Genomic DNA, 23,822 nt, shown 5'->3' on the forward strand with positions numbered 1-23,822 from the left:
ACCAACAGGCTGAGAGGAACATCCCAAGCGGCTTTTGCCATCGCTCATCGGCAGTTCCAACGTCGACTTTTTCAACACTATCCGGACAAAGTGCAAGTTCGCGGCGCTTGCACCAATGGCCGCTTGATTGCTCTTCGCTGACGTCAGAACAAGTGTGAAATTCGTATCATTTCTCACTTGGGGTGAGATATGTCCAAAGACGATCTTTAGGTAATGGACCTTTGTTACGACCGCCTTGTTGGGTCTGCTCCCAGGCGTGTGCCAGGATGCCCACTGACCTAGAAAGGCAGAACAGTCCACTCGCGAGTGAGGCTTTAAAGCCAAGCTCGACGTAAACTGCGGCGGTCGCGCCATCGATGTTCATCGGGATTGCGCGACTTTTGATATCTGACAAATACCCCTCGATCTGCGGTGCGAGTCTGGCACAGGCCATAACCTCAATTGCGTCATATTTTTCCAGTGTTTTGAAATAGATGCCGCTGATGCAGCCGCAAACGATAGCTCCGGCCTTAAGAGGTTTCGTCGGTTTAGCTCTCCGATTTAACACCAATGTATTCCGGCAGATAGCGCGGTGGCATTGGCCCTTTGTTCCGGCCGCCCTGCTGCATCTGTTCCCAGCCATGAGACAAGACGCCTACCGAGCGGGAGAGACAGAACAGACCACGAGAGAGTGGGGGCGGAAAGCCCAGCTCGCAAAAGATAACAGCCGTGGCCCCATCGATATTCATTGCGATCTCAGTGCCGCGCTTGCGTCCGATTTCCGCCTGAATAGCCTCGCCAATGTCGGCAAACCGCCCATCCACCGTACCGGACTTCGCGGCCTCGCGTACCAACGCCATCAACCTTGGTGCGCGGGGATCGACGGGCTTGTGGAAGCGGTGGCCAAAGCCCGAGACAATTTTGCCATTTTCCTCACGCCAGGCGGCGATACCGTCGCGGACGGCACTTTCATGTTCAGCGCCGTCATCGATCCGTTTGGCGATGTCGAAATAAAGTTCTGCGCATTGTTCACCGGCGCCGCCATGCACGTCACCCAGCATATTGACCCCGGTTGCCATGACGTTGTTGAGCCCCAGCCCGCAGGTCGCGGCCATACGGGCGGCGGCAATCGAAGGCGCTTGCGGACCATGATCCACGCCCGCCACCAGCGCACATTCGAAAAGCGCCGCCTGTTCTGGCGTGGGCATATCGCCCCGCACCATGAGCCAGATCATCTGAGCAAAGCTAACAGAACCTATAAGGTCCTGGATCGGGTGGCCGCGAAAGGCGATCCGCCCTGGAGCCATGTCGATGATTGCGGTGCGCCACCAGTGGCGCATGTCATCGACCTCTTTGCGTTCTGAGGGGGCCGTCATATCGCGTCTTCCTTTTTCAGGTCCGAGATCTGGGCATTGTTATAGCCAAGTTCGCTCAGGATATCGGCTGTATGTGCACCCAAGGTCGGGGGCGGCGAATCGACACCAGGGGCCGTGCCATCAAGCTTGGCGCCGATCCCGACCAGTTGCAGATCCTCAGATCCTATACGGTGGGTTTGCAGCAGGCCCCGATCGGCAAGCTGCGGATGCGTCAACGCCTCAGGCACCGACCAGACAGGCCCTGCGGGAACGCCCTGTGCTGTCAGCTTGTCGACCCACTCATGGGTGGGGGCCGTGGCAAAGGCCGCTTCCAGTTCGGCGGTCAGGGCGGGCCGATTGGCCAGTCGGTTCTTTCGGTCGGCAAAGCGTGGGTCCTGCGCAAGGGCCGGGTTGTCGAGGATCCCGCACAGGGCCTCGAACTGTTCTTGCTTGTTGGCGGCGATATTCATCACGCCATCGGCGGTTCTGAAGGTGCCGGATGGGCTGGCGGTGAAATTATCGTTGCCGTTTGGAGTGGGTGCCTTCCCGGCGATCAGATGGTTTGACACCACCCAGCCCATTGTCGCAATGACGGCCTCGAGCATCGAGACGTCAATGAACGTGCCGCGGTCTTCGGCCTTGTTAGCAAGCGCAGCGGCGACGGCGAAGGCGGCCGTCATCCCTCCGATGGTGTCGGCCATCGGGTAGCCCACCCGGTAGGGCGCGGTGTCGGCATCGCCGGTGATCGACATCACGCCGCTCATCCCCTGCACGATCTGGTCATAAGCGGGCAGTTTCGCCAGCGGGCCATCTTGGCCGAATCCGGAGATCGCACAATAAACAAGGCGCGGGTTTTCCTGACGGAGCGTCTCATAGTCAAGGTTCAAGCGCGCCATCACCCCGGGGCGGAAGTTTTCGACTAGGGCATCGGCCTTTTGCACCAGCTCCTTCAGGATGCGTTTTCCGGATGCCGATTTCAGGTTCAAGGTGATCGACCGTTTGCCCGGATTTTGCGCCAGAAAGGAAACGCCCATAAGGTCGGCGTTGCGCGCGGGATCAGCCCCCAGCTGGCGCGCAAGATCACCGGTGCCCGGGGTTTCGACCTTGATCACGTCGGCCCCCATATGGGCCAGCTGATGACAGCAGAACGGACCGGCCAGCACATTGGTCAGATCAAGAATGCGAATGCCCTTCAAAGGTGCCTGCGTCATTGTCCGCGCCCCTCGTGTACAACCTTGGCTACTGTGAAAAACTCGCGGCAATAGCTGCCTTTTTCCGGCGCGCCATAGGATGATCCTTTTCGGCCCGTGAATGGCGCGTGAAAATCCATGCCTGCCGTGGGAAGATTGACTTGTACCATGCCTGCCTCGGCGTTCTGCGAGAAATGGTCGATCTTGGCCGCATCCCGCGAGATGATGCCCGCTGACAGGCCGAACTCACAGTCGTTGGCGCTGGCAAGGGCGGCCTCATAGTCCGGCACGCGCAACACAGCGGCGATTGGCCCGAAAATTTCATGCCGAGAGATATCCATTTGCGGCTCGGCCCCCACGAACAAGGCTGGCTCCAAATAGTGCCCCGGCGTGTTCAGAGTAATTTGGTCACCGCTGATGAGCTCCGCGCCTTCGGCCTGCCCTCTCGCAATATAATCAAGGTCAATCCGCAATTGGTCGGCGCTCGCAACCGGGCCAATATCGGTGTCAGGCGCACGCGCATCCCCGATCCGAAGCTTTTTCATCGCCGCGGTCATCGCGCTGACAAATTGATCATGAATTCCGTCTTCAACAATCAGCCGCGAAGACGCTGTGCAGCGTTGGCCAGTTGAGAAGAAACTGCCCTGTATGGCGCAGTGAACTGCCAGATCCAGATCCGCGTCATCCAGCACAACCAGCGGGTTCTTGCCCCCCATTTCAAGCTGCATTTTTGCCCCGCGGGCGAACAGCGCAGCCCCCATATTGCGACCGACTGGTGTGGAGCCGGTGAACGTGACCCCGGAAACCTTGGGGTGTAACACGATTGCCTCCCCGACCTCACGGCCTTTGCCCATCACAAGGTTGAACACACCCTCGGGCAGCCCCGCACGGGCAATGATGTCGGACAACATCCACGCAGAACCGGGCACCAGTTCGGCAGGTTTGAACACGACCGTATTGCCATAGGCCAGAGCGGGCGCAATTTTCCATGCCGGGATCGCCAGCGGGAAATTCCAGGGCGTGATTACGCCCACGACGCCAATGGGTTCGCGCAGAACCTTAAGCGACACACCTTCGCGCAGTGATTGGTAAGCGTCGCCGGTGGCACGATAGGCTTCGGCCGCGAAGTATTTGAACAAATGCCCGGCGCGATGTGCTTCGGCCTTGGCCTCAGGTAGGGTTTTGCCCTCTTCGCGGGCCAGCATGTCGCCCAGCTCGTCCACACGGGCGAGGATTTCCGACCCGATCCGGTCCAGCACTTCGAACCGGACCAGTGGCGATGTTGCGCGCCATTTCGGAAAAGCGGCAGCCGCGGCCTCGATCGCATCGGCAGTCTGCGCGGCACTGGCCTGCGCATAATCCCCGATTGTGTCGTTCAGGTCAGATGGGTTGATGTTTGGAACTGCACCACTGCCAGCGGCCCATGTTCCGGCGATATAGTTGGAAAAGGGATCTGCGGTCATAGTACTTCCTCAAGAACTGGTCGCCACCCGATATCTTCATGCCGGTGGTCTACAGTGTTCACATAAAAATAGGTCGGGCCGTGATAGCCCCGGCATACCCGCCCATCGGCACGGTTGGCGACAGGTTCGGCGGTCCAGCTGACCGCCCCGAACCAATTCCACAAACGGTTATGAGGTGAGGTCAGGTGATCCGGGCGAAGCGGGGCTGCACCATTGGCTGGGTCCGGTTGGGGCGCGTTTGACACGGCGGCACCGCCCACCAACGCATCCCATTCATTGGGCCCAGTCGCACCCTGATAGGGGTCATTTCGGGGCGTATCACCACCGGTCAGCAACCGGCATCGAAACGTAGTGCCATCGATGGACACCTCTGTGCCATAGACATACCCGGCATCGTCCAGATCCTGCCAGCTAACGCGGCTCATTAGCATCCGGTCGGCCACCAGATACCGGGTGCCTCCCTGTTGAAACACATGCCAGTTCAGGCGTTTGGTCGGGTCTTTGGGGCTGTCAGTGAGCGCCCAGTTGTCCCAATCCGGGTCACGTTCAAATTCCGGGAGGTTACCGGGTTGCAGACCCTCGTAGGGGCAAAGCGCTGCAAGATCCGTGATCCAGGGCCGGGTTGCCGGGGCAAGGATCTGTCCTGCATGTGATAGCCCACCCAATTGCCGGGTTCCGATATATTTCATCATAGCTCTTACACCGGTCGCGTGCGGAAGCGCCGCAGGACCCGGAACAGCATTTCCGCCGCCAGGAACTCCGTGCGTTCTGAAGGATCAAGCGGAGGTGAGACCTCGACAATATCCAACCCGCCCAAGGGGGCCTCGGCCAATCCATCCAGCAGGTCGTAGTACTGACGCGGTGTAATGCCGCTGTGCACGATGGAACCCGTGCCGGGAAGGTAGCCGGCGTCCATCGCATCAATGTCAATCGACAGATATAGCTCGTCGCACCCCTGCATGGCATGCGCAAGGGCCTGACGCATCACCTCGGCCGCGCCGAGTTTTTGCACCTCGCCAGATGAAAATACCCGTCCGCCCTGCTCTTCAATGAGCGCGAGATCGCCGCCATCGACCCAGCCCGTGATGCCGATCCAGACCATATTGGAGACATCGATGTTGGGCAGTTCGGAAATCCGGCGCGCGTTGGTTGCATGGTTGTGGCTGCCCCACGCCCCCAGCCGGTCGGAGAAATCGAGATGACCATCGATTTGGATATATCCGAAGCGCGCGTTTGGCGAACGTTTGGTCAGCCCACGGGAATAGCCCATACAGGCCGGGAAGCTGTTATAGTGATCACCACCCAGTGCCAGTGGGATTGCCCCTGCAACGGTCAGCGTTTCGGTCATTGCAGCGATGGCTTCGGTTGTTGCGTCAACGTCCTGCGCTGTGATCTCTGCGTCGCCGCAATCGATCAGCCAATCGGTTGCAGGCACAGTACGGCGGCTTGTATCGGGATCAAAGCTGGCTCCCTGCGGACGCAAAGATTGCAGAAGACTTGTCGCCCTGCGCAATGCTTCGGGGCCGAACCTTGTGCCAAGGCGGCTGGAATGTGTCCAGTCGCTCGGCATGCCGACCACGCCGATCTTATCGGGACCGACCTCGGCCACGTCGCGCAAAGGCCCATCAAACAGCCGATATCCCGGTTGTGACAGAGGCGGGTGAAATGTGGTATTAGCTGCAGTCATGTCAGTACATTTTCCTTGGGAATTGGGCGCACCGGTCGGTCAATCCCAAAACCGAGGCGCGCATAGATGAATGCCAAAAGAGCCGTGACCATCAGTCGTTGGCCAACCTTCACCACACCCATTCCGGGCCTGCTCGGGTTCAGACCGGTCAACATGATGGCACTGACCTCGTGCTGTCCCAGGGCGCTGAGCCATTGCACCACTGTATCAAGGTCGCAGCCTCCCAAACGGGGCCGATCACAAAGCGCGCTGAGCGATGTTTCAAACACGGACAGATCAAACTGCACAAACAGCGGCTTTGATACATCCCGCCACCTGGAAAACGCGGCAAGCTGCGCGGCAGTGTTTTGGCTGCAGGTCGTGCCACCCCCGTTTGGCAGGGGCGATACATGAAAGTCGCGCGCATCATCTGGCGTACCGCCAAGCTGCACAGTCTGACACTCAGGCAGCTCGCTCTGCACTGTCTTGGACAGGCAATCTGACCCACCCAATATTATGGCGCAGGCACCATTGCGGCTGATCTGACGCGTCGCGGCCTTCAATGCCGCGTGGATCGCGTCCTCAGATCCTGCCGCTATATCTCCGAGGTCACAGAGCCGCTCGTGCAGACCGTCGGTACTGATGTCCTGACGTGCATCGACATCTACCGGGTGACTGAATTGTGGGTTTGCGTGCCAACCGAAATAGACCGAGGTTTCGCGCAACGCACGCGGCGCCAGGGACTGCCCGGCATGCGGCGCGCTGGTGTCTTCAAACGGGACGCCCAGCACTGCCAGATCACCGGGCCTGACATCTTCAATTGCTTTGGTTTGTGCGCGCATAAACGACAGTTGCCCTGCCATGCGCGGCAATGGGGCCGATCGTAAAGGCATCAGCCAGCTCCTTTCTCTAGACGCTCAGTCACTGCCTGCAAGATCGCCAGCGCGGCGCAGGATTCCGTTCTGCCACGATCGTCTAATGCCGGGGCAAGTCCGAAAACTGCTGCGGCGGTGACATTGCCTGGGGTAGTGTCAATTTGCGCGATCATCTGTGCAGGTGACATCCCGGTCAGGCGACGTGGGTGCGACACCCATTTGCCCGCAAGCTCTTGTAAATCCACAGAAAGGATGACCGGTTGAGCGTGAGACAATTGGCCTGCAACGCCCCCTGTGACCTGAATGACAGGAACATCAGCACCTGTGACTTTTTGTGTCGCGATTCCAAGCGCCTTCAGTCCGCTGGAATCTCCGCCAACCAGCACCATCCGCGCGCCGGTTTTCAGAACCGCCTCGCATTGCGAGACAACTGCAGAAAAATGCTTATCCGGCTCAAGCGGAAATACATTCACGTCCCCTAGGTCAATGGCATTCGCGGGGGCCTTTCCGGGTTGGGAGGCGTATCGTAATTGCCTTGCGAGGTAGCGTTGCTCTGCTGCTGGTCGGTCGAGATTGTCACAAAAATATCCTGCTACCGCGACTTGCCCAGGCACGAGGTCTTCCAGATCGCCAACAGGCATGCCCAGAAAACTGGGGATCCCGTCAAACTGTATTTGCGCCGCATCACCCATGACGCAAAGCCGCGTTCAGGGTTTCAATGGCCGCCAATTCCGACATGCCACGCGTGTCGCGGGCAGGCGCAAGGCCAGTGATCACAATCGCCTGCCAGCGGCAGGACATTGCCCCAATGACAGAAACCAAGGTTTCGGGTTTCATTCCGCCTGGGTTAAGGCCGATAGCACCGGCTGCATGCCCCAGATCAACGACCGATATGTCGATCCAGAGAACAGCGCGCTCGGGCGTGTCAGAAAAGTCTGCGTGCCCTTCATCCAACCACCGGGCGGTACGCCAATCCATCGTGCGCTGAGCGATCTGATCCCAAACATCGGCAGGTTGCCCGCCATTCAAACCCACCCAAATCGTGTTTGATGGTCGTTCTGTAAGATCACGCCGAGCCAGTGGCATGGCCGCGACAACCGGCAGATCAGGCAAGGCCCCCAGTACAGCAGAGGCGACATCAGACGCGCCACCCAGAACGACGGGCACAATGCCGCGATCCACCATTTGCGCCACAAGCTGTTTCAATACGCCGGACCAATCGCCCGACAGGTCCAGATTACCCAGATCCCGACCATTTACAGGCAGGCTAGTTCCAAGCTGTCCGGTCATCTTGCGCAGCGCATCCGGTGCCAAGGAGGCGCCGGAACGTGGCCCGCTATCGACTTCGCTTGGAACACCCAAAAGCCCGACAGATCCTGCATCGCATTGCGAAATCTCGCCAAATGGCAGGCCAGCATAACCAGTTGTTATCATTTGTTTCTGCGCGCTATGCATTGCCAGATGCCTTCATTATTTGCGATTTCCAATTGCGTTCAAACCAGCTATAAAAAGTGACGGATTTGCGTCGAAAGGTCTGCCCATGCCCGACAAGCCCCGAACCCCCGACACGAATGGTGGTGTCGAAGCGGTTGAACGTGCATTGCGTGTTCTGGACAGCTTTGAGCCCGGAGATGCGGGGCTTTCTCTGAAAGAGGTCGCGGACCGCAGTGGTGTCAACAAAGCGACAATCCTGCGTCTGAGCGTCTCGCTTGAGAAATTTGGCCATATCACGCGCGACGCCGAAGGGCTGTTTCATCTGGGGCCGTCTTTGTGGCGTCTTGGATCCGTATTTCGCCAGAATCTGCGCATGGGGCCTATTGTGCGCCCGGTGCTGGCGAACCTGGTGAATGCGACGGGGGAAAGCGCGTCGTTTTACGTGCAACGCGGCAACTCCGGCGTTTGCCTCTACCGTGTCAATTCGCCCAGGCTTGCGCGGGATCATATCCAGGAGGGCGAGATAATTCCGCTGAGCACTGGCTCGTCGGGCCGGGTGCTGGATGCCTATTCCATCGGGCATGGCAAAAAGGCCAGCAGCATCCGCAAGGCCGGGTATTATCTCAGCCTTGGTGAACGTGATCCGGACGTTGCCGGGTTGTCTGTTCCGGTTCTTGGGCCTGAGGGCGAGCTGCTGGGTGCCGTCAGCCTGTCGGGTCTGCGCGTTCGCTTCAATGAAACCGCTGTCGAAGGCTATCGCGCTGCGGTGCTTGATGCCGCCCGCCAGATCCGGGCCGAGATTGGTGTGATATAAAGAGCCCATCATTTGTCAGCATTCTTGTTGCGGCCAATCAACTGAACGCCGATGAGCGCCGTGATTGATACGAAAATCAGGCAGGTGGAAATCGCGGCAATGGTCGGATCAAGCTGATCGCGCAGTGAATTGAACATGCGGCGGGTAATTGTGGCATTTTCCCCGCCCGAGACCAGCATCGAAATCACCACCTCATCCAGCGATGTGATGAAGGCCAGAAAGGCCCCGGTCTGGATCGAGAATTTGACTTGGGGTACTGTTATTGTCCACAGCGCGTAAGCTCGGGACGCACCCAGGCTGCGCGCCGCCAGTTCCTGATCGAAGTCATAGTTCTGCAAGCCCGACATCACGGTCACGATTACAAACGGCAGGGCCAGCGCGGTATGGGCGATCACAATACCGGTCAGTGTGTAATTGAGCCCCAGCTTGGCATAAAGGCTGAACACGCCGACGGCGATCAGGATCACCGGCACGACAATGGGCATGATCACGAGGATCTGCGCAGTGTTCCTGATCCGTGGGGTGGAGCAATGCAGCCCATAGGCACAAAGAGAGCCTAAAGGCGTCGCGATCGCCGTGGTCAACACTGCCGCGATCAGAGAGGTCTTCGTGGCGCTCATCCATTCCGCAGAGGTGAAATAGGCCGTGTACCAGCGGAACGAGAACGACGTCGGCGGGAACTCCAGAAATGAGGCCCCCGAAAACGACATCGGGATCACGATCAGCGTGGGCAGGATCAGAAAGAACAGCACCGCGATACCGACCACCGTCAGCCACAGACCGTCAATTTTACGTTGTCCGACTTGTTCCATTCTCAGATCCTTAGCGCATGAAGAGTTTGTCGAGACCGAACACACGGTTCATCAGCCAGATCATCGCCAGTGCCAGCAGCAACAGGACAACGCCCAGGGCGGATGCAGCCCCCCAATTGGAATAGACTGTGATCGTGCTTTCGATCCGCTGCGCCAGCATCTGCACCCGGCCACCGCCCAGCAAAGCAGGTGTGACGAAGAACCCAAGTGACAGGATGAAGACCAGCACGATGCCGGCAAAAAGGCCCGGCAAGGACATCGGGAAAAACACCCGCCAGAATGCGCCGCGCGGGCTGGAGCCAAGCCCAACGGCGGCCCGAACCAGGTCGGTGTCGATGTTGCGCATGGTGGCGTAAAGCGGCAAAACCAGAAACGGCAGCATGATATGTACCATGCCAATGATTGATCCCGTGAGGTTGTGCGCCAGTTGCAGCGGTTCCTCGATGATGCCAAGCGACATCAGCGACGAATTGATGATGCCATTGCGCTGCAACAGCACCAGCCAGGCGTAGGTCCGCACCAGAACCGACGTCCAGAACGGGACCAGCACGAAAACCATTAAAATGGCAGCCGTTCTGTTCGGCATCCTGGTCAGCCAGTAACACAGCGGATATCCGAGCAGGACACAAATCACCGTCACGGCGATGCTGATCTGAAAGGTGACAACAAAGGTCCGCCGATACAAAGCACTTTCAAAGATACGCGCATAGTTTTCCGTGCTCAACTCACCCGCCGCATTGTAAAATGAGAGCGAAGACAGCCAGAAAATCGGCAGAAACACGACAATCAGAATTGCGAGAACCGCGGGCATCGAAAGCCCCAAAAACGTCAGGCGTTCACGGCGCTCTTCGGATTTGAGCGTGCTTGCGTTCCGAAGCGTCTGAGCGGCCCCAAAGGACTCGGCGATGCTCATGATACATTCTCCGGTACGATGATCGTGTCTTCGGGATGCAGGGCCAGGCCAATTTTCTCTCCCTTGGAAGGCAGACCCGTCTGGCCCGCGCGATTGGCAGGGACGCGCACATTGATCTGGCCTGCGCTGTCGTGCTGAACGATAACCAGCACGCTGTCGCCTTGATAAATGATGGCGTCGACCCGGCCGGACAAATCATTGGCTGTTTCAGGCACAGCACCTGAGGTGACCTCCAGCAGCTCAGGCCGGATCACCAGGCGATGGCCGCCGCTCCCCGGAGCAATAGGCAAATCGGATTTCAGCACGCGTTCGCCAAGATGCGCCGTATTATTGGCCACGTTCACCGGCGCCGAAATGGATTCACCGATAAAATCCGCCACAAAGAAGCTGTGAGGCTGGCGATACAGCCGCTCAGGGGTCTCGACCTGCTCGATCCGCCCATGATTGACCACCGCAATGCGATCCGACATCGTCAGGGCTTCGCGCTGGTCATGGGTTACATAGACAATGGTTGCATCCAATTTTTGATGGAGCGCCTTCAATTCAATCTGCATGTGCTCGCGCAGCTTTTTGTCGAGCGCGGACAGGGGTTCATCCATCAGGATGATCTGCGGCTCGAAAACCATGGCGCGGGCCAGAGCCACACGCTGTCTTTGGCCGCCGGACAATTGGGTGATGCGCCGATCCCCATAGCCGCCCAGCTGTACGGTATCCAGCGCACGCTCGGCGCGGGTCTTTTGATCGCTTTTGGAAACTCCGCGGATTTTCAACGGATAGGCTACGTTTTCAGCCACCGTCATGAATGGAAACAACGCATAGCTTTGAAAAACCATGCCAAGGCCGCGTTTGTGCGGCGGCGTTGCAATCATTTCGCGTTCGCCAAACCGAATCGACCCGCCATCAGGACGCACAAATCCGGCCAGCGCCATCAGGAGCGTCGTTTTGCCGGAGCCCGACGGCCCAAGCAGTGTCAGAAATTCGCCTGCAGCGATATTCAGCGATACATCATCGAGCGCTTTGACTGATCCGTAGGCTTTGCACAGGCTGGATATGTCGATGGGAAGGGATTGGGTGGCAGAGGACATGCTAGCTCCTGACTTGAAAAGTGGGCGCAGTGCCAAATGCGCTGCGCCCAGATGGATTATTGCTGGATCAGAGTGTCGAACTCTTCAGTCAACTCACCCAGCTGGCCGATGTAGAAGTTCGGATCGACCAGAAGCTGCTTGCCGTAGTTGTCGGGATGGGTGTTGACCTTAACCGCCATTTCTCCCGAGATAATACCAGTGTCAAACGCACCGGTGTTCACCGGGCCCAGCGGCATCGTGACCGCCAGCCGTGCCTGCGCTTCGGCACTCAGCAGCTCATTGATCAGGCGCATGGCGTTGTCTTTGTTCGGGGCACCTTTGGGCACCAGCAGACAGTCGACATCCATCGTCCCTCCATCGAAGGCATAGGCGACTTCAATGCCGGATGCGATCACGCTTTCCACGCGGTTATGGCCCATGTGGATCACGTCCACCTCTCCATCACGCAGCAGCTGCGCGGACTGCGACCCGCCACGATACCAAACGGTGACCTCTGGTGCGATCTCTCCCAGTTTGGCCCAGGCGCGCGCTTTGCCTTCGTCCGTGGCCAATGTGTCGTAGATATCGGCCATCGGCACACCGTCGGCCATAAGGGCGGCCTCAAGGTTGTAGTTCACCTTGCCGTGCATGCCGCGCTTGCCTGGGAAGTTTTCCAGATCCCAAAACTCTGCCCAGTTGGACGGACCATTGTCGCCAAAGGCATCCTTGCGATACGCAATCACCTTGGTGAAGTTGATGAAGCCGATATAGTTTTCGTGGATCAGCTCTTCGGGGATGCCCGTTGTGTCGACAATCGAGTAATCAATCGGCTCAAGGCTGCCCTCACGGCTGAGTGTTTCACACGAGGGCAAGTCCTGCTCGGTCACATCCCAGGCGACGGCACCCGCTGTGATCTGTGCGCGCACGTCCTGAATACCGTTTGTGGTATCTTCCTTGACCGTGACATTCAGCGCGCCGGCGGCAGGTTCCAGCATGGCGCTGCGCAATGCGTCCTGAAAGGACCCGCCCCAGGATGCAAACACCACCTCGCCCTCGGCGAAGGCTGGCGCAGCCATTGCCAGGCTGCCGGCAACGAGGCTGGTCGCAAGCGACAGTTTTCTCTCTACTTTTTTCATGTCAGTTTCTCCCTTGATATTCTCTCGTTATTTGGTTGGGTTTTTCGTGGTGAACGCCGTGGTTGACTTGCAATGTCTCTTCCACCCAGTCGGCGATCAGTTGCGGCCGTTCGTACATGATGAAATGGCCGGTATTCGGCACCAACTTGATCACCGCCCCGGGAACCCGCGCGCGCAAGGCATCCAGCCAAAGCGATGCGGGGTGGGTCGTCGCCGATCGGCGAACTTCGTGTTCGTCCAGCGACGTTGATTGCAGGATTGTGACCGGGCAGGTGAGCCGGTCGATGGCCGGAACAAATTTATCGCGATCCCATGCAGCCATCGCATGGTAATACGCCTTCAAAACGTCTGCCGGATATTGCGCAGCCCGGTTCACAATATCACGTTTTTGATCTGGATCGAGGTTGTTGACCATCATCCCACCGACTGCCGCCTCCGCCCATCCTTTCTGACCAAGCTGCGCAAGCTGCTCTGCCAGACGCGCAACGGCTTCTTCGGGGTCTTCAGGAACGTTGCTGCCATCCAGCAAAAGAAGATGAGAGACGCGTCCTGGCCAAGTCGCAGCCAGTTCGATGGCAATCCGGGCACCCATGCTGTGCCCGACAAGGGCAAAGCGATCAAAACCCAGATCATTTGCCTGGGCAATCACATGGGCCGCGCAGTCGCTGAGACTGATCGCTCCCCCCAGCGGCACGGCATCGGGGCATCCCGGAAGCTTCGCAAGCCCAATGTGGGCACTGTCTGGAAGGAGCGGGGAGACACCGCTCCAATCCTGCCACCCGCACGCCCAGCCATGAACGAAAAGGACGTTCAAAGGTTCTGCCGGATCGGATGAAGGACTGGAGCGCATCAATTTGGGCCTACTGCTGAACCAGAGTGTCAAACCGCTCTTGCAGTTCTGCGAAGTTTTCGACGTAGAAGCTTGCGTCAATAACCACCTGGGTCTTCATATTGTCAGGGGCGGCATTGTTTTTGGCTGCCAGTTCGGGCGAGATCAGCCCGGTTTCAAATGCATGCGCATTGACAGGGCCGTAGGAGATGGCCACCGCCATGCGCGCCTGCGCTTCGGCCGACAGCATCTCATTGAGAACCCGCATGGCGTTTTCGCGATTTGGCGCGCCCTTGGGTACCAACAGGCAATCCGCGTCGGTCGTGGCCTGGTTCCAGGTATACCCAACCGTTATTGCATCGGCATTCAGCGCTTCTGCGCGGCCGTTGCCGATATGAATGAAGTCAATCTCTTCATCTGCCATCAACTGCGCCGCTTGCGAGCCTCCCCGATACCAGACCGTGATATCGGGCGCGATCTCCTCAAGCTTGGCAAAGGCCCGGTCTACGCCGCCTTCACTCCGCAGAGCGGTGTTTACATCCGCCGGGTCGACACCATCCGCCATCAATGCCGCCTCCAGCGCATGCGACACCGAGTTGAACATCGCGCGTGTCCCAGGGTAGGCTTCGGTGTTCCAGAAATCCGCCCAGGACTGTGGGCCGTTCTCACCAAACTTCTCTGCTTGCCAGCCGATGACCAGTGAATAGGTCAGCATGCCAACCCACTCGCTGTCCACAAGGCTGGACGGCATGCCATCGGTCGAGACCACGCCATAGTCGATGGGTTCCAGCGCCCCCTCCTGCTTCAAACGGGCACAGTCGGACAACGCCTGTTCGGTAATGTCCCAAGCAACCGCACCCGCAGTGATCTGCGCACGCACGTCTTGAATGCCGTTTGTCGTGTCTTCTTTGATGGTAAGACCCAGCTTTTTCGCCGCTGGGTCCAGCATGGACTCCCGAAGCGCATCTTGGAATGAACCTCCCCAGGACGAAAACACCACCTCGCCTTCGGCGAAGGCAGACGTGGCAATGACCAGACTACCGGCTACGAGACCCGCAGTGAGCGTCAATTTTCCGTTATCTTTCGTCATGTCAGGCTCCTCCCTAACTGTTGGTTGGCTTGCGGGTCCGCGACATGGGCGATCCCATCATCTTTTGCCTTAACGTTTCATTAGACAAAACGTCATTTCATTTCAACTAGTGCTGATACTGGAACTGGTCAAGGATTCTTTTGACAGCGCAGGAGTCAAACCCCACGCTTTCGGAGCCTCAGAGCCGAGCGAAACGTCGTATTTCGCCCTTATGCTCTGCGTCCATCTCGCTTCGATTTTGGGCGAATGGTATCGAAGGCAGGCTTTTCCTGCCCCAAGTTGATTGCCGCCGAGAGAAGCTTTTATGGGATTAAACGGACCGCAATCTCTCGCTCACCCACCCATGGCCAGCAAGTTCGAATGGCAGCTTCACACCAGTTCACGTCCCTTGATCCTGGCCGCAGCATTGGTGAGTTTGGGCTCTTTCCGGCCGTTAGCTGCGTTTTGCACCAAGGTCCGCACTGAGTATCGTTAATGCTTGAAACAGTTCTCTCTGTGCCAGGTTACAAACTCTGCCCTTGGCCGGTTGGCGAGGCGGTCCGGCACCAAGATCTTGCCGGACGAGTTAATCATCGACGTCACGGCTTCGATGTCGTTGCTCTGACGGGAAACCAGAATTGTCACGTCGTCAGCTAAACCAACGAGACCGCGATCAAACATCCAGTGCGCGGTTCCGGACAGGGCGAGCCCGTTGCTGACGATGTCGGGTCCGTCATGCTCTACAGGTCTGATGTGAGCGGCTTCCACTTCAGCTCGGCCACCGCCATTTATCAGACGTAAACCAGTGATGGCGCAGCGCTCGCCGTAGGCGCGCAGGACGTTCTTTCTGAAATTACGATCGCGAACCGCCCGGTTGGTCAGTTGGTTGACGCGTTCCCGTGCGGGCATGTGTCGGAAAGGTGTTTGCGCGTCTTGAAAACCTGGCAGCTGCATCGAGTCACCAACGCGAGGCAGGATGTCCTCGTCCCGTCCAAGACCACGTTCGACAATTCGGGCAAAGTCTTCAGCTGAAAGGGTTCTTACCGCAGCTTGCGCGCGTCCAGATATCTTGCCTTGATCGTTCAGCAATCCGCTTTCGATGACTGAATTCTCGTCTCGGAATGAAACAGGGTCGCCGAAATCAAGATAGGTCCCCGGCTTAATCACCGCCAAGAACATTTCCGGTTTCCTAGGATCCGGAATGATCTCCTGGACCTTAGCGACAGCAAAATAGCCTTTGGTCTCTTTGACCTTGCTTGGCTCCAGGTAGACGATCCAGTCCCCTTCGCACTGTTGGGCACGCGAGAGGTATTGCTTTGGAAATTGATACCGCTCCGAGGGAATGTCTTCGTAGACCGAGTCGCTGCGATGGATGAAGATACCGAAGGCCATCGCATCACCCGCGTTGAAGACGTTCCAGTTTTCGATCGGCCGCGCGTAGGGTCAGTACCGCACCTGTCAAAAATGGAAGCGCCAAGCCAGCTGCGGCGATCGCAAAAATCAGGATGGCAGCAAACACCGAGTATTCGGCAGGCTGTTGCGCCAACGATAGTTGGCCCAAACCAATCAAATAGAAGACGCTGGTTCCAAGCAAGATTATGTAAAGCGGCCCAAAGGGTTCGATCACCTCTCGGCGGGTACGCTCCAAGACTGAGTGCCGCAACATGTTCCAGCGTTTGCTTGCCTTGTTCACCAGATTACTCCCTTACCAGCTCGATCCATGTGTGCACGTCGTCATCCGTCACTTCGCGACCTTCGACATGCGATTGATACCAACGGGTGACGATGGCCCCGCGCTTTTCACTTTTGATTCTTATGCCCTCATCGGTGAGGTGCTGATCCAGCGAGCTTTCAATGTGTTTGAGGGCTTCGAAGTCATGCCCCGCCCGAATGGATTTGGTGCCCAGAAGTAGCCAGGGCACGTCCACCTCGAACCGCTCACCCATCGCGACCAAGGCCTCTACAGGCATTCCGCGCTGGCCCTTTTCGTAGCTGTGATACGCGCGCGGTGAGACACCGATAGCTTCCGCCATGGCCGCTTGTGAGAAGCCGATTTCATTGCGAGCAATGGTGAGACGAGCACCCATTGCAGCAAAAAGATCAGCATGTTTCTGCGGCATCTGAATTTTCCAATTGACTACTTCGTCGAAATTCGCGAACTTTGCAAAAAATGACGAACATTTACAGTTAATCACATCTGACCACGTCAGAAGGTGCAGAACAAGCGATTCCATGCGTGTCGCTGACTCAACTTAAGTGGACAAGGACGAGTGAAATGGCAGAGACCAACTATTCAGACAGCTCGCAGATCCTGGGGCTCGGGAAAACACCCGCGCAGTGGGTCGAAGTTATGGCCGGGATGGGGATCGATATTTCAGAACGCACGTTGCGTGAACGCGCCAATGAGACGGGTGCATTTTATCGCCTTGGGCGAACCATGCTGATCACGCCCGCGCAGATTGATACGATTTTTGAAGGAGGCCAGTCATGCCGCTCCAAATTTACAAGAGGGGCCGTGTCTACTGGGCCAAGGGGTGGATCGAATACAACGGCAGGCCAATCGCCGGCCCATACCGGCGAAGCACTAAGGCATCTACAGAAGAGGGCGCACGGGACTGGATAAACCATGAGACCGAACGTCAGATCCGTCGCTATGTCGTGGGCGACGAACCGAGCAAGACGTTCTCTGATGCAATCATGCTCTACAACGCGTCCCCGAAGGCGGCGAAGCAGTTGATCCCGATTGTCGAAGTGATCGGCGACCTGTCGTTAGGTGCGATATCTGGCGCGTTACTGAAAAGCCTTGGGCCGAAGCTGAAACCCAAAGCGTCGACGGATACCTGGTGGCGCGAGATCGTGACGCCCGCGAGTGCGGTGATCAACAACGCGCATGAGCTGGAAGGCACGCCGCTGATCCGCGTGAAACCCTACGACAAGTTCGAGCGGATCGCTCAGGACAAGCGGCGAGGGAAGCTCAGCCGCGTCGAGCGCACACCAGCTGATAAGGAATGGATCGAGGCATTTTGTCGTGCCGCCGACCCATACAATGCCGCACTGGTGCGTTTTATGTTTGAGACGGCTGCAAGGATTGATCAAGCCGTGTCCTTGGAGCCCGATGACCTAAGGCCGCACGAAAACAAAGTCCGCGTGAAAGCTCAGAAGGGGCATCCGGAAAGCTGGATCACCGTTTCGCCTCAGATGATGGACGAGCTACTCGCGCTGCCTCCCAAACGTCCCAAGAACCGCAAGACCGGCAAGCTCATGAAGGCGCGCATCTTCGGCTATGGGAGCTCCACCGGTTACAACACGCGCTGGAAGACGATCTGCAAACGCGCGGGCATCTCGTACCTTTCAGCCCACCCGGCAGGGCGGCACGGGTTCTTCACGGAGCTTGTTGTCCGTCAGGGCGTCGATCCCGTCACAGCAGCCAAGGCTGGACGTTGGTCAGACCCCAATTTGCCCATGCGGATTTATGCCCACGCAGAGACCGATGAGGCCGACATTAGGGCCCGTTTTCGTACAAACCACGTACAGGATGACACTGTACAAGCACCCAACAGTAAGAAATCACAAAAGGAATAGCGCTATGAACGCATCCCTCCTAAGGGGCAGGTTGCAGGTTCGAATCCTGCCGGGGTCGCCAAGCTTTTCTGAACGTACCCGCTTAAATGCGTTACAGATCAAGCGTTCCAAATCTCTGCCCTTTGGGAGACGAAGAAATTATACCCTCGTCACTTCTTGCCGGGTGTGCCGTCGAATTTCTTTTCGATGTCGCTCCAACAGTCGATGTAATCGTCCTGCAGTGGTGCCTCATTGGCGGCGAACGCTGTGAGATGCTGCGGAAAGCGGGTTTCGAACATGAAGGACATGGTGTTTTCCAGCTTGTCTGGCCCTAGGTTTGAATTCGATGCTTTTTCAAAGGCTTCGCGATCTGGGCCGTGGGGCAGCATCATGTTGTGCAGGCTCATACCGCCGGGAATAAAGCCCTGCGGTTTCGCATCATATTGGCCGTAAATATTGCCCATCAGTTCGGACATGATGTTCTTGTGGTACCAGGGCGGGCGGAAGGTATCTTCCATGACCATCCAGCGCTCGCGGAACAGAACAAAGTCGATATTGGCGGTGCCGGGCTGGCCTGAAGGTGCGGTTAGAACGGTGAAAATCGACGGATCCGGATGATCGAACAGGATGGCTCCGACCGGGCAATATGTACGCAGGTCGTATTTGACGGGTGCATAGTTGCCGTGCCACGCCACCACGTCCAGCGGGCTGTGACCGATTTTGGTCTGGTGAAACTGACCGCACCATTTGACGGTCACGTTTGAGGGCACTTCGCGGTCCTCAAACGCCGCGACCGGTGCTTTGAAATCACGCGGGTTGGCCATGCAGTTGGCGCCGATCGGGCCGCGGCCAGGCAGTTCGAATTTCTGGCCGTAGTTTTCGCACACGAACCCGCGCGCAGGGCCTTCCACAACTTCGACCCGGTAGACAAGGCCGCGTGGAATGATAGCGATTTCCTTGGGTTCAAGGTCGATGATCCCTAATTCGGTGTAGAATCTCAGAACGCCCTCTTGCGGCACCACCAGCAGCTCGGAGTCAGCCGAGAAGAAGTAATCATCCTGCATCGAAGTGTTCACCATATAGATATGGCTAGCCATCCCGACCTGAGTGTTCACATCCCCGGCAGTGGTCATGGTGCGCATGCCCGTGACCCAGGTTGTCTGTTCACCGGTATGGGGCACCGGATCCCAGCGGTATTGTCCCAAGCTGACAACGTCAGGATCTACATTAGGCGCTGATTTCCAATAGGGAACATCGATTTTTTCATAGCGATGTGAATGCTTTACCGACGGGCGGATACGATAGCACCAGGTACGCTCGTTCTGGTGCGAAGGTGCCGTGAACGCAGTGCCTGAAAGCTGCTCACCATAGAGGCCGTAATTGCATTTCTGCGGGCTGTTCATACCCTGGGGCAGAGCATCAGGAAGCGCTTCGGTTTCGTAATCGTTGCCAAAGCCCGGCATGTACCCTTCGTGCGGCCCTTTCAAGGATGGGGCAACTGTCATGCGTTCATTCTTGGTCAGCTCATTCATTTTGCACGTTCCTTCCGGACAGATACGATCGAATTTAATCGGTGTGGTAATAGTTGACTTTGTAACTAACAAGCGCGACGGGAAGGTATCTTCAAAAAAGATGAGTTTGATTTGCAGGAAATTGCCATAGCCTTGCACCATGTCCTTCTTCGACTGGCAAAAGGTAGTGCAACAGAGATTGTTAATTCCGGTACCTGCGGGTCAATTTTCGGGGTCAAACAGAGAAATTGACTCAGACAGGCCAAACCAGTCTGATTGTACATCAGTCAAGTGACCGGAAGTGCCAGGGGTTCAAATTTTATGGAGATTTTGGTGCCCAGGAGAGGACTCGAACCTCCACGTCCATACGGACACTAGCACCTGAAGCTAGCGCGTCTACCAATTCCGCCACCTGGGCAGGTGTCGTGGAGGGGCGTTTAAGCTGACTGGCAGTGGGCGTCAACCAGATTCGGGGGTGTTTTTGAAAGTTTTTTGATGCGTGCCCCAACTTCTGGTTAACGCGACGGATTTTCAGAGAAGCGCGGCGTTATTGCGCCTTGTTCGACGGGCTCGTGGGCGCTAGATCAATTCAGACCAAGACAGCAGGAGCGCCATCATGTCGAAACTCGTCACGATTTACGGTGGATCGGGCTTTGTCGGCCGATATATCGCGCGGCGTATGGCTGCCGAAGGCTGGCGTGTCCGCGTCGCTGTGCGGCGGCCCAATGAAGCGATGTTCGTCAGACCATATGGCGCGGTTGGTCAGGTCGAGCCTATCTTGTGCAATATCCGTGATGACGCCTCGGTCGCTGCAGCGATGCATGGTGTGGACGCCGTGGTGAATTGCGTCGGCGTATTGAATGAGCTGGGCAAGAATGCGTTCGACGCAGTGCAGGCCGAAGGTGCCGGACGGATCGCCCGGCTGGCGGCCGCTCAGGGTATTGACCGCATGGTTCATATCTCGGCCATCGGTGCGGATCCCGAATCCGACAGCGAATATGCGCGCACCAAAGCGCAGGGCGAGGCGGGCGTTTTGCAACACATGCCGGGTGCCGTCATTCTGCGCCCATCAGTCATTTTCGGCACCGAAGACCAGTTTTTCAATCGCTTCGCAGGAATGACACGGATGAGCCCGTTCCTGCCGCTTGTTGGGGCGGAAACGAAATTTCAACCTGTCTATGTCGATGATGTTGCGCAAGCGGCAGTTCAAGGCGTTCTGGGCAAAGCGTCTGCCGGTGTTTATGAACTGGGCGGGCCAGAGGTAAAGAGTTTCCGCGCCTTGATGCAGCAGATGCTCGACGTAATTCATCGCCGCCGGATCATCATCGGGATGCCTTTCTGGGCGGCGAAAATCATGGCGGGTGTGTTGGATATCGCGAAGTTCGTCAGTTTTCAGTTGTTTCCGAACAATATCCTGACCCGTGACCAGCTTAAAAATTTGCGGCGCGATAATGTAGCGGCGGATGACGCTAAAGGTTTTTCAGACCTCGGGATCGAGCCCGCAACGTTGGAGTCGGTGCTGCCAGAATATCTGTGGAAATTCCGCCCCGCGGGTCAGTATGACGATATTCAGAACTCGGCCAAGAACCTGCGCATCTGATCAGCTATAGGCAATCACCAGCAGGATTGCTCCGAGGATGACCCGGTAGATCACATAGGGTGTGAAACTGACGCTGCGCAGAAGCCGCATCATCAGGTTAAGCGCGATCAGAGCCGAAACAAAGGCGAAGGCTGCGGCAATCGCGCCGTCCTTGGCCAGCTGTGTGTCCGCCTCACGGACGACGTCGACCGAAAGCAGGACGCCCGAAGCGACAATCGTTGGTATCGACATCAGCATGGCAATCCGCGCACCATCTTCGCGTGTATAGCCAAGCTGGCGAGCGCCTGTGATCGTAATCCCCGAGCGTGAAGTCCCCGGGATCAAGGCCAACATCTGCCACAACCCCATGATCATTGCGTCCTTTAAGCCCCAGTCCGAACTACGTTTGGTTTGTACCCCCTTTTGATCCATCCAATACAGCACTAACCCGAAGCCAAGCATCGCCCATCCGATGACGGCGACTGAACGTAGAGTCTGCTCAAGCCCCGTCAGGTACACGATCCCGCCCGCAATGACTGTCGGAATCGTGGCGATGACCAAGCCCAGTGCCAACCGCGCCTGAGGCGTCTCAATTCGTCCTCGGATAATTTGGGGTATCCCGGCTAGGGCTTGTTTCACATCTGACCAGAAATAAAGAATAACCGCGCCAAGTGTTCCTACATGGACGGCGACATCGATTGCCAGGCCTTGATCAACCGCGCCAGTCAGGCGGGGCAACAGGATCAGGTGCCCGGATGAAGATACAGGCAAGAATTCGGTGACGCCCTGAATGATCGCCACAAGAATCAAGTGAAAAAGGCTCATCTGCTCTGCCGGTACCGTGCTCGTTTTGTTGAGAACAATGGGTATAAGCGGGCAACGGGAAAGTGAAGTGCTCAGATAGGTCCGAATCGGAACTAAAAACACGACAAATTTCTCTGAAAAAACATCGAGCGATGCAGTTTTCTCAATATAGGTCAGTACTGTTGACTTTTCATCCAGAATGACATCACTTAAAGAACCCTGACCAAGCCAATTCATGGAGTCTGACCCGTGGCCAAGCAACCGATGCTGAAATTTGTGCAGATCGATCGTGTCATGCCTGAAAAGCGTGCCGCCAGTGACCGCAAAGAGGACTTCGATGAAATCTATGCAGAGTACGCCGCGGAGAAGGCGGTCGAACAGGCCAGCCGATGCAGCCAGTGCGGAGTGCCCTATTGCCAGTCCCATTGTCCGCTGCACAACAATATCCCTGATTGGCTGAACCTGACGGCAACCGGGCGGTTGGAAGAGGCGTATCAAACAAGCCAGGCTACCAACACTTTCCCTGAAATCTGCGGCCGCATCTGCCCACAGGACCGTCTGTGCGAAGGCAATTGCGTGATCGAGCAATCGGGCCACGGTACGGTCACCATCGGCTCGATCGAGAAATACATCACCGATACAGCCTGGGACAAAGGCTGGGTCAAACCCGTTCAGCCTCGTGCCGAGCGCGACGAAAGCGTGGGTATCATTGGCGGTGGTCCCGGAGGATTGGCAGCGGCGGATATGCTGCGCCGGGCGGGTATTCAGGTCACGGTCTATGATCGATATGACCGTGCGGGAGGGCTGCTGATGTACGGCATTCCCGGTTTCAAGCTGGAAAAGGATATCGTCCAACGCCGAAATGACCTGCTGGCAGATGGTGGTGTTGCATTTGAGCTGAACTGCGATGTGGACGCCGCGAAATTCGCGGAAATCCACGCGAAACATGATGCGGTGATTATTGCAACGGGCGTCTACAAATCCCGTGATCTGTCCATGCCCGGCAGCGGTCTGGGTGGGATTGAAAAGGCGATCGATTTTCTGACAGCCTCGAATCGCAAAAGTTTTGGCGATGCGGTTGATGACTTCGACAATGGCCGCCTGAACGCGGAAGGTAAGAAAGTGGTCGTCATCGGCGGGGGCGATACCGCAATGGATTGCGTGCGCACGTCGATTCGTCAGGGTGCGACGTCGGTCAAATGCCTCTATCGTCGGGACCGCGCCAATATGCCGGGCTCGCAGCGTGAGACCCAGAATGCCGAGGAAGAAGGCGTGATCTTCGAATGGCTTAGCGCACCCAAAGGCTTTACCGGCGATGAGCAAGTAAACGGTGTCATGGTGCAGAAGATGCGTCTGGGCCAGCCCGATGCCTCGGGCCGTCAGGCTCCCGAAGTGATTGAGGGCGCAGACTATGTCGAAGAGGCCGATCTGGTGATCAAGGCGCTTGGCTTCGAACCCGAAGACCTGCCCACCTTATTCGGCCAACCTGATCTGCCTGTGACCCGCTGGGGTACAATCAAAGCTGCGTTCCAGACCGGTGCAACCGAGATGGAGGGCGTTTATGCCATCGGCGACATCGTGCGCGGTGCTTCGCTGGTGGTCTGGGCGATCCGTGACGGGCGCGATTGCGCAGATGCCATAATTGAGCGTTTTAACGCCAAATCCGCCATCGCAGCCGAGTGAAACAAAACGCAAAAGCAATTCGAAAAATCCCAGCGGGTATGCGTTCGAAAGCGAACGACGACAGATGAACAAAAGCCTGTGTGCC

Annotated in this window: 24 protein-coding genes and 1 tRNA gene; 4 read left to right on the forward strand and 21 right to left on the reverse strand. The window is 57.2% G+C overall.

Annotation, left to right across the window (positions count from 1 at the left end; all coding sequences use genetic code 11):
- Positions 1–166: 166 nt before the first annotated feature.
- The 9 genes from ACR0AU_RS20680 to ACR0AU_RS20720 are packed head-to-tail and all read right to left on the reverse strand — an operon-like array spanning position 167 to position 7,962.
- A complete protein-coding gene (locus ACR0AU_RS20680) occupies positions 167–547 on the reverse strand; it encodes a citrate/2-methylcitrate synthase (protein ID WP_437438583.1) in 381 nt (126 codons plus the stop codon).
- On the reverse strand, positions 528–1,355 hold the full coding sequence (locus ACR0AU_RS20685; protein ID WP_170361230.1) for a citryl-CoA lyase: 828 nt from the start codon (positions 1,353–1,355) through the stop codon (positions 528–530). The genes ACR0AU_RS20680 and ACR0AU_RS20685 overlap by 20 nt, the downstream gene beginning before the upstream one ends.
- Positions 1,352–2,545 (reverse strand): CaiB/BaiF CoA transferase family protein, encoded by a 1,194-nt coding sequence (locus tag ACR0AU_RS20690; RefSeq protein WP_170361232.1) that lies wholly within the window; start codon positions 2,543–2,545, stop codon positions 1,352–1,354. The genes ACR0AU_RS20685 and ACR0AU_RS20690 overlap by 4 nt, the downstream gene beginning before the upstream one ends.
- A complete protein-coding gene (locus ACR0AU_RS20695) occupies positions 2,542–3,987 on the reverse strand; it encodes an aldehyde dehydrogenase family protein (RefSeq protein ID WP_170361234.1) in 1,446 nt (481 codons plus the stop codon). The genes ACR0AU_RS20690 and ACR0AU_RS20695 overlap by 4 nt, the downstream gene beginning before the upstream one ends.
- Positions 3,984–4,676 (reverse strand): hypothetical protein, encoded by a 693-nt coding sequence (locus ACR0AU_RS20700; protein ID WP_170361236.1) that lies wholly within the window; start codon positions 4,674–4,676, stop codon positions 3,984–3,986. Before ACR0AU_RS20700 ends, ACR0AU_RS20695 begins: the two co-directional genes overlap by 4 nt.
- Positions 4,677–4,684: 8 nt before the next feature.
- Complete coding sequence (locus tag ACR0AU_RS20705) at positions 4,685–5,674, reverse strand: agmatinase family protein (RefSeq protein ID WP_480796225.1); 990 nt, start codon at positions 5,672–5,674, stop codon at positions 4,685–4,687.
- Complete coding sequence (locus tag ACR0AU_RS20710) at positions 5,671–6,546, reverse strand: arginase family protein (protein WP_170782105.1); 876 nt, start codon at positions 6,544–6,546, stop codon at positions 5,671–5,673. The genes ACR0AU_RS20705 and ACR0AU_RS20710 overlap by 4 nt, the downstream gene beginning before the upstream one ends.
- Positions 6,546–7,220: an arginase family protein gene (locus ACR0AU_RS20715; RefSeq protein ID WP_170361242.1), complete on the reverse strand. Its 675-nt coding sequence runs from the start codon at positions 7,218–7,220 to the stop codon at positions 6,546–6,548. The genes ACR0AU_RS20710 and ACR0AU_RS20715 overlap by 1 nt, the downstream gene beginning before the upstream one ends.
- Complete coding sequence (locus ACR0AU_RS20720) at positions 7,213–7,962, reverse strand: arginase family protein (RefSeq protein WP_170361244.1); 750 nt, start codon at positions 7,960–7,962, stop codon at positions 7,213–7,215. Before ACR0AU_RS20720 ends, ACR0AU_RS20715 begins: the two co-directional genes overlap by 8 nt.
- A 106-nt stretch (positions 7,963–8,068) precedes the next feature.
- Between ACR0AU_RS20720 and ACR0AU_RS20725 the strand changes: the two genes are divergently transcribed.
- A complete protein-coding gene (locus ACR0AU_RS20725; RefSeq protein WP_170361245.1) occupies positions 8,069–8,776 on the forward strand; it encodes an IclR family transcriptional regulator in 708 nt (235 codons plus the stop codon).
- 8 nt (positions 8,777–8,784) lie between these two features.
- Here the strand turns inward: ACR0AU_RS20725 and ACR0AU_RS20730 are convergent, their stop codons facing one another.
- From ACR0AU_RS20730 to ACR0AU_RS20770, 9 genes are all read right to left on the reverse strand, one after another.
- The gene (locus ACR0AU_RS20730; protein ID WP_170361248.1) at positions 8,785–9,588 is read right to left on the reverse strand and encodes an ABC transporter permease; all 804 of its coding nucleotides are present in this window, start codon (positions 9,586–9,588) and stop codon (positions 8,785–8,787) included.
- 10 nt (positions 9,589–9,598) lie between these two features.
- Positions 9,599–10,501, reverse strand: a complete 903-nt coding sequence (locus ACR0AU_RS20735) for an ABC transporter permease (RefSeq protein WP_170361249.1) — start codon at positions 10,499–10,501, stop codon at positions 9,599–9,601.
- Positions 10,498–11,586 (reverse strand): ABC transporter ATP-binding protein, encoded by a 1,089-nt coding sequence (locus ACR0AU_RS20740; RefSeq protein WP_170361251.1) that lies wholly within the window; start codon positions 11,584–11,586, stop codon positions 10,498–10,500. The genes ACR0AU_RS20735 and ACR0AU_RS20740 overlap by 4 nt, the downstream gene beginning before the upstream one ends.
- A 56-nt stretch (positions 11,587–11,642) precedes the next feature.
- The gene (locus ACR0AU_RS20745) at positions 11,643–12,701 is read right to left on the reverse strand and encodes an ABC transporter substrate-binding protein (protein WP_170361253.1); all 1,059 of its coding nucleotides are present in this window, start codon (positions 12,699–12,701) and stop codon (positions 11,643–11,645) included.
- Position 12,702: 1 nt separating this feature from the next.
- Positions 12,703–13,551, reverse strand: coding sequence for an alpha/beta fold hydrolase (locus ACR0AU_RS20750; protein WP_170361255.1), 849 nt, complete (start codon positions 13,549–13,551; stop codon positions 12,703–12,705).
- 10 nt (positions 13,552–13,561) lie between these two features.
- On the reverse strand, positions 13,562–14,620 hold the full coding sequence (locus tag ACR0AU_RS20755) for an ABC transporter substrate-binding protein (protein ID WP_170361257.1): 1,059 nt from the start codon (positions 14,618–14,620) through the stop codon (positions 13,562–13,564).
- A gap of 471 nt (positions 14,621–15,091) precedes the next feature.
- Positions 15,092–15,991: an HNH endonuclease gene (locus tag ACR0AU_RS20760; protein ID WP_170361259.1), complete on the reverse strand. Its 900-nt coding sequence runs from the start codon at positions 15,989–15,991 to the stop codon at positions 15,092–15,094.
- 4 nt (positions 15,992–15,995) lie between these two features.
- Complete coding sequence (locus ACR0AU_RS20765; RefSeq protein WP_170361261.1) at positions 15,996–16,292, reverse strand: hypothetical protein; 297 nt, start codon at positions 16,290–16,292, stop codon at positions 15,996–15,998.
- Positions 16,293–16,296: 4 nt separating this feature from the next.
- Positions 16,297–16,719: a helix-turn-helix domain-containing protein gene (locus tag ACR0AU_RS20770; protein ID WP_170361359.1), complete on the reverse strand. Its 423-nt coding sequence runs from the start codon at positions 16,717–16,719 to the stop codon at positions 16,297–16,299.
- A 367-nt stretch (positions 16,720–17,086) separates the two neighbouring features.
- On the opposite strand from ACR0AU_RS20770, the gene ACR0AU_RS20775 reads away from it, so the two are divergent.
- The gene (locus ACR0AU_RS20775) at positions 17,087–18,181 is read left to right on the forward strand and encodes a tyrosine-type recombinase/integrase (protein WP_170361263.1); all 1,095 of its coding nucleotides are present in this window, start codon (positions 17,087–17,089) and stop codon (positions 18,179–18,181) included.
- A 149-nt stretch (positions 18,182–18,330) separates the two neighbouring features.
- On the opposite strand, the gene hmgA is transcribed toward ACR0AU_RS20775, so the two are convergent.
- Entirely contained in the window at positions 18,331–19,692 is a 1,362-nt protein-coding gene (hmgA, locus tag ACR0AU_RS20780; RefSeq protein WP_480439467.1) for a homogentisate 1,2-dioxygenase, read from the reverse strand.
- A gap of 310 nt (positions 19,693–20,002) precedes the next feature.
- Positions 20,003–20,089, reverse strand: a tRNA-Leu gene (locus ACR0AU_RS20785).
- 198 nt (positions 20,090–20,287) lie between these two features.
- Between ACR0AU_RS20785 and ACR0AU_RS20790 the strand changes: the two genes are divergently transcribed.
- Entirely contained in the window at positions 20,288–21,271 is a 984-nt protein-coding gene (locus tag ACR0AU_RS20790) for a complex I NDUFA9 subunit family protein (RefSeq protein WP_480796226.1), read from the forward strand.
- Here ACR0AU_RS20790 and ACR0AU_RS20795 read toward each other — a convergent pair whose 3' ends face one another.
- Complete coding sequence (locus ACR0AU_RS20795) at positions 21,272–22,075, reverse strand: undecaprenyl-diphosphate phosphatase (RefSeq protein WP_480796227.1); 804 nt, start codon at positions 22,073–22,075, stop codon at positions 21,272–21,274.
- Between the two features lie 228 nt (positions 22,076–22,303).
- On the opposite strand from ACR0AU_RS20795, the gene ACR0AU_RS20800 reads away from it, so the two are divergent.
- A complete protein-coding gene (locus ACR0AU_RS20800; RefSeq protein WP_480796228.1) occupies positions 22,304–23,737 on the forward strand; it encodes an NAD(P)-dependent oxidoreductase in 1,434 nt (477 codons plus the stop codon).
- Positions 23,738–23,822 lie beyond the last annotated feature (85 nt).

It is taken from the genome of Ruegeria sp. CG1, from assembly GCF_056537265.1.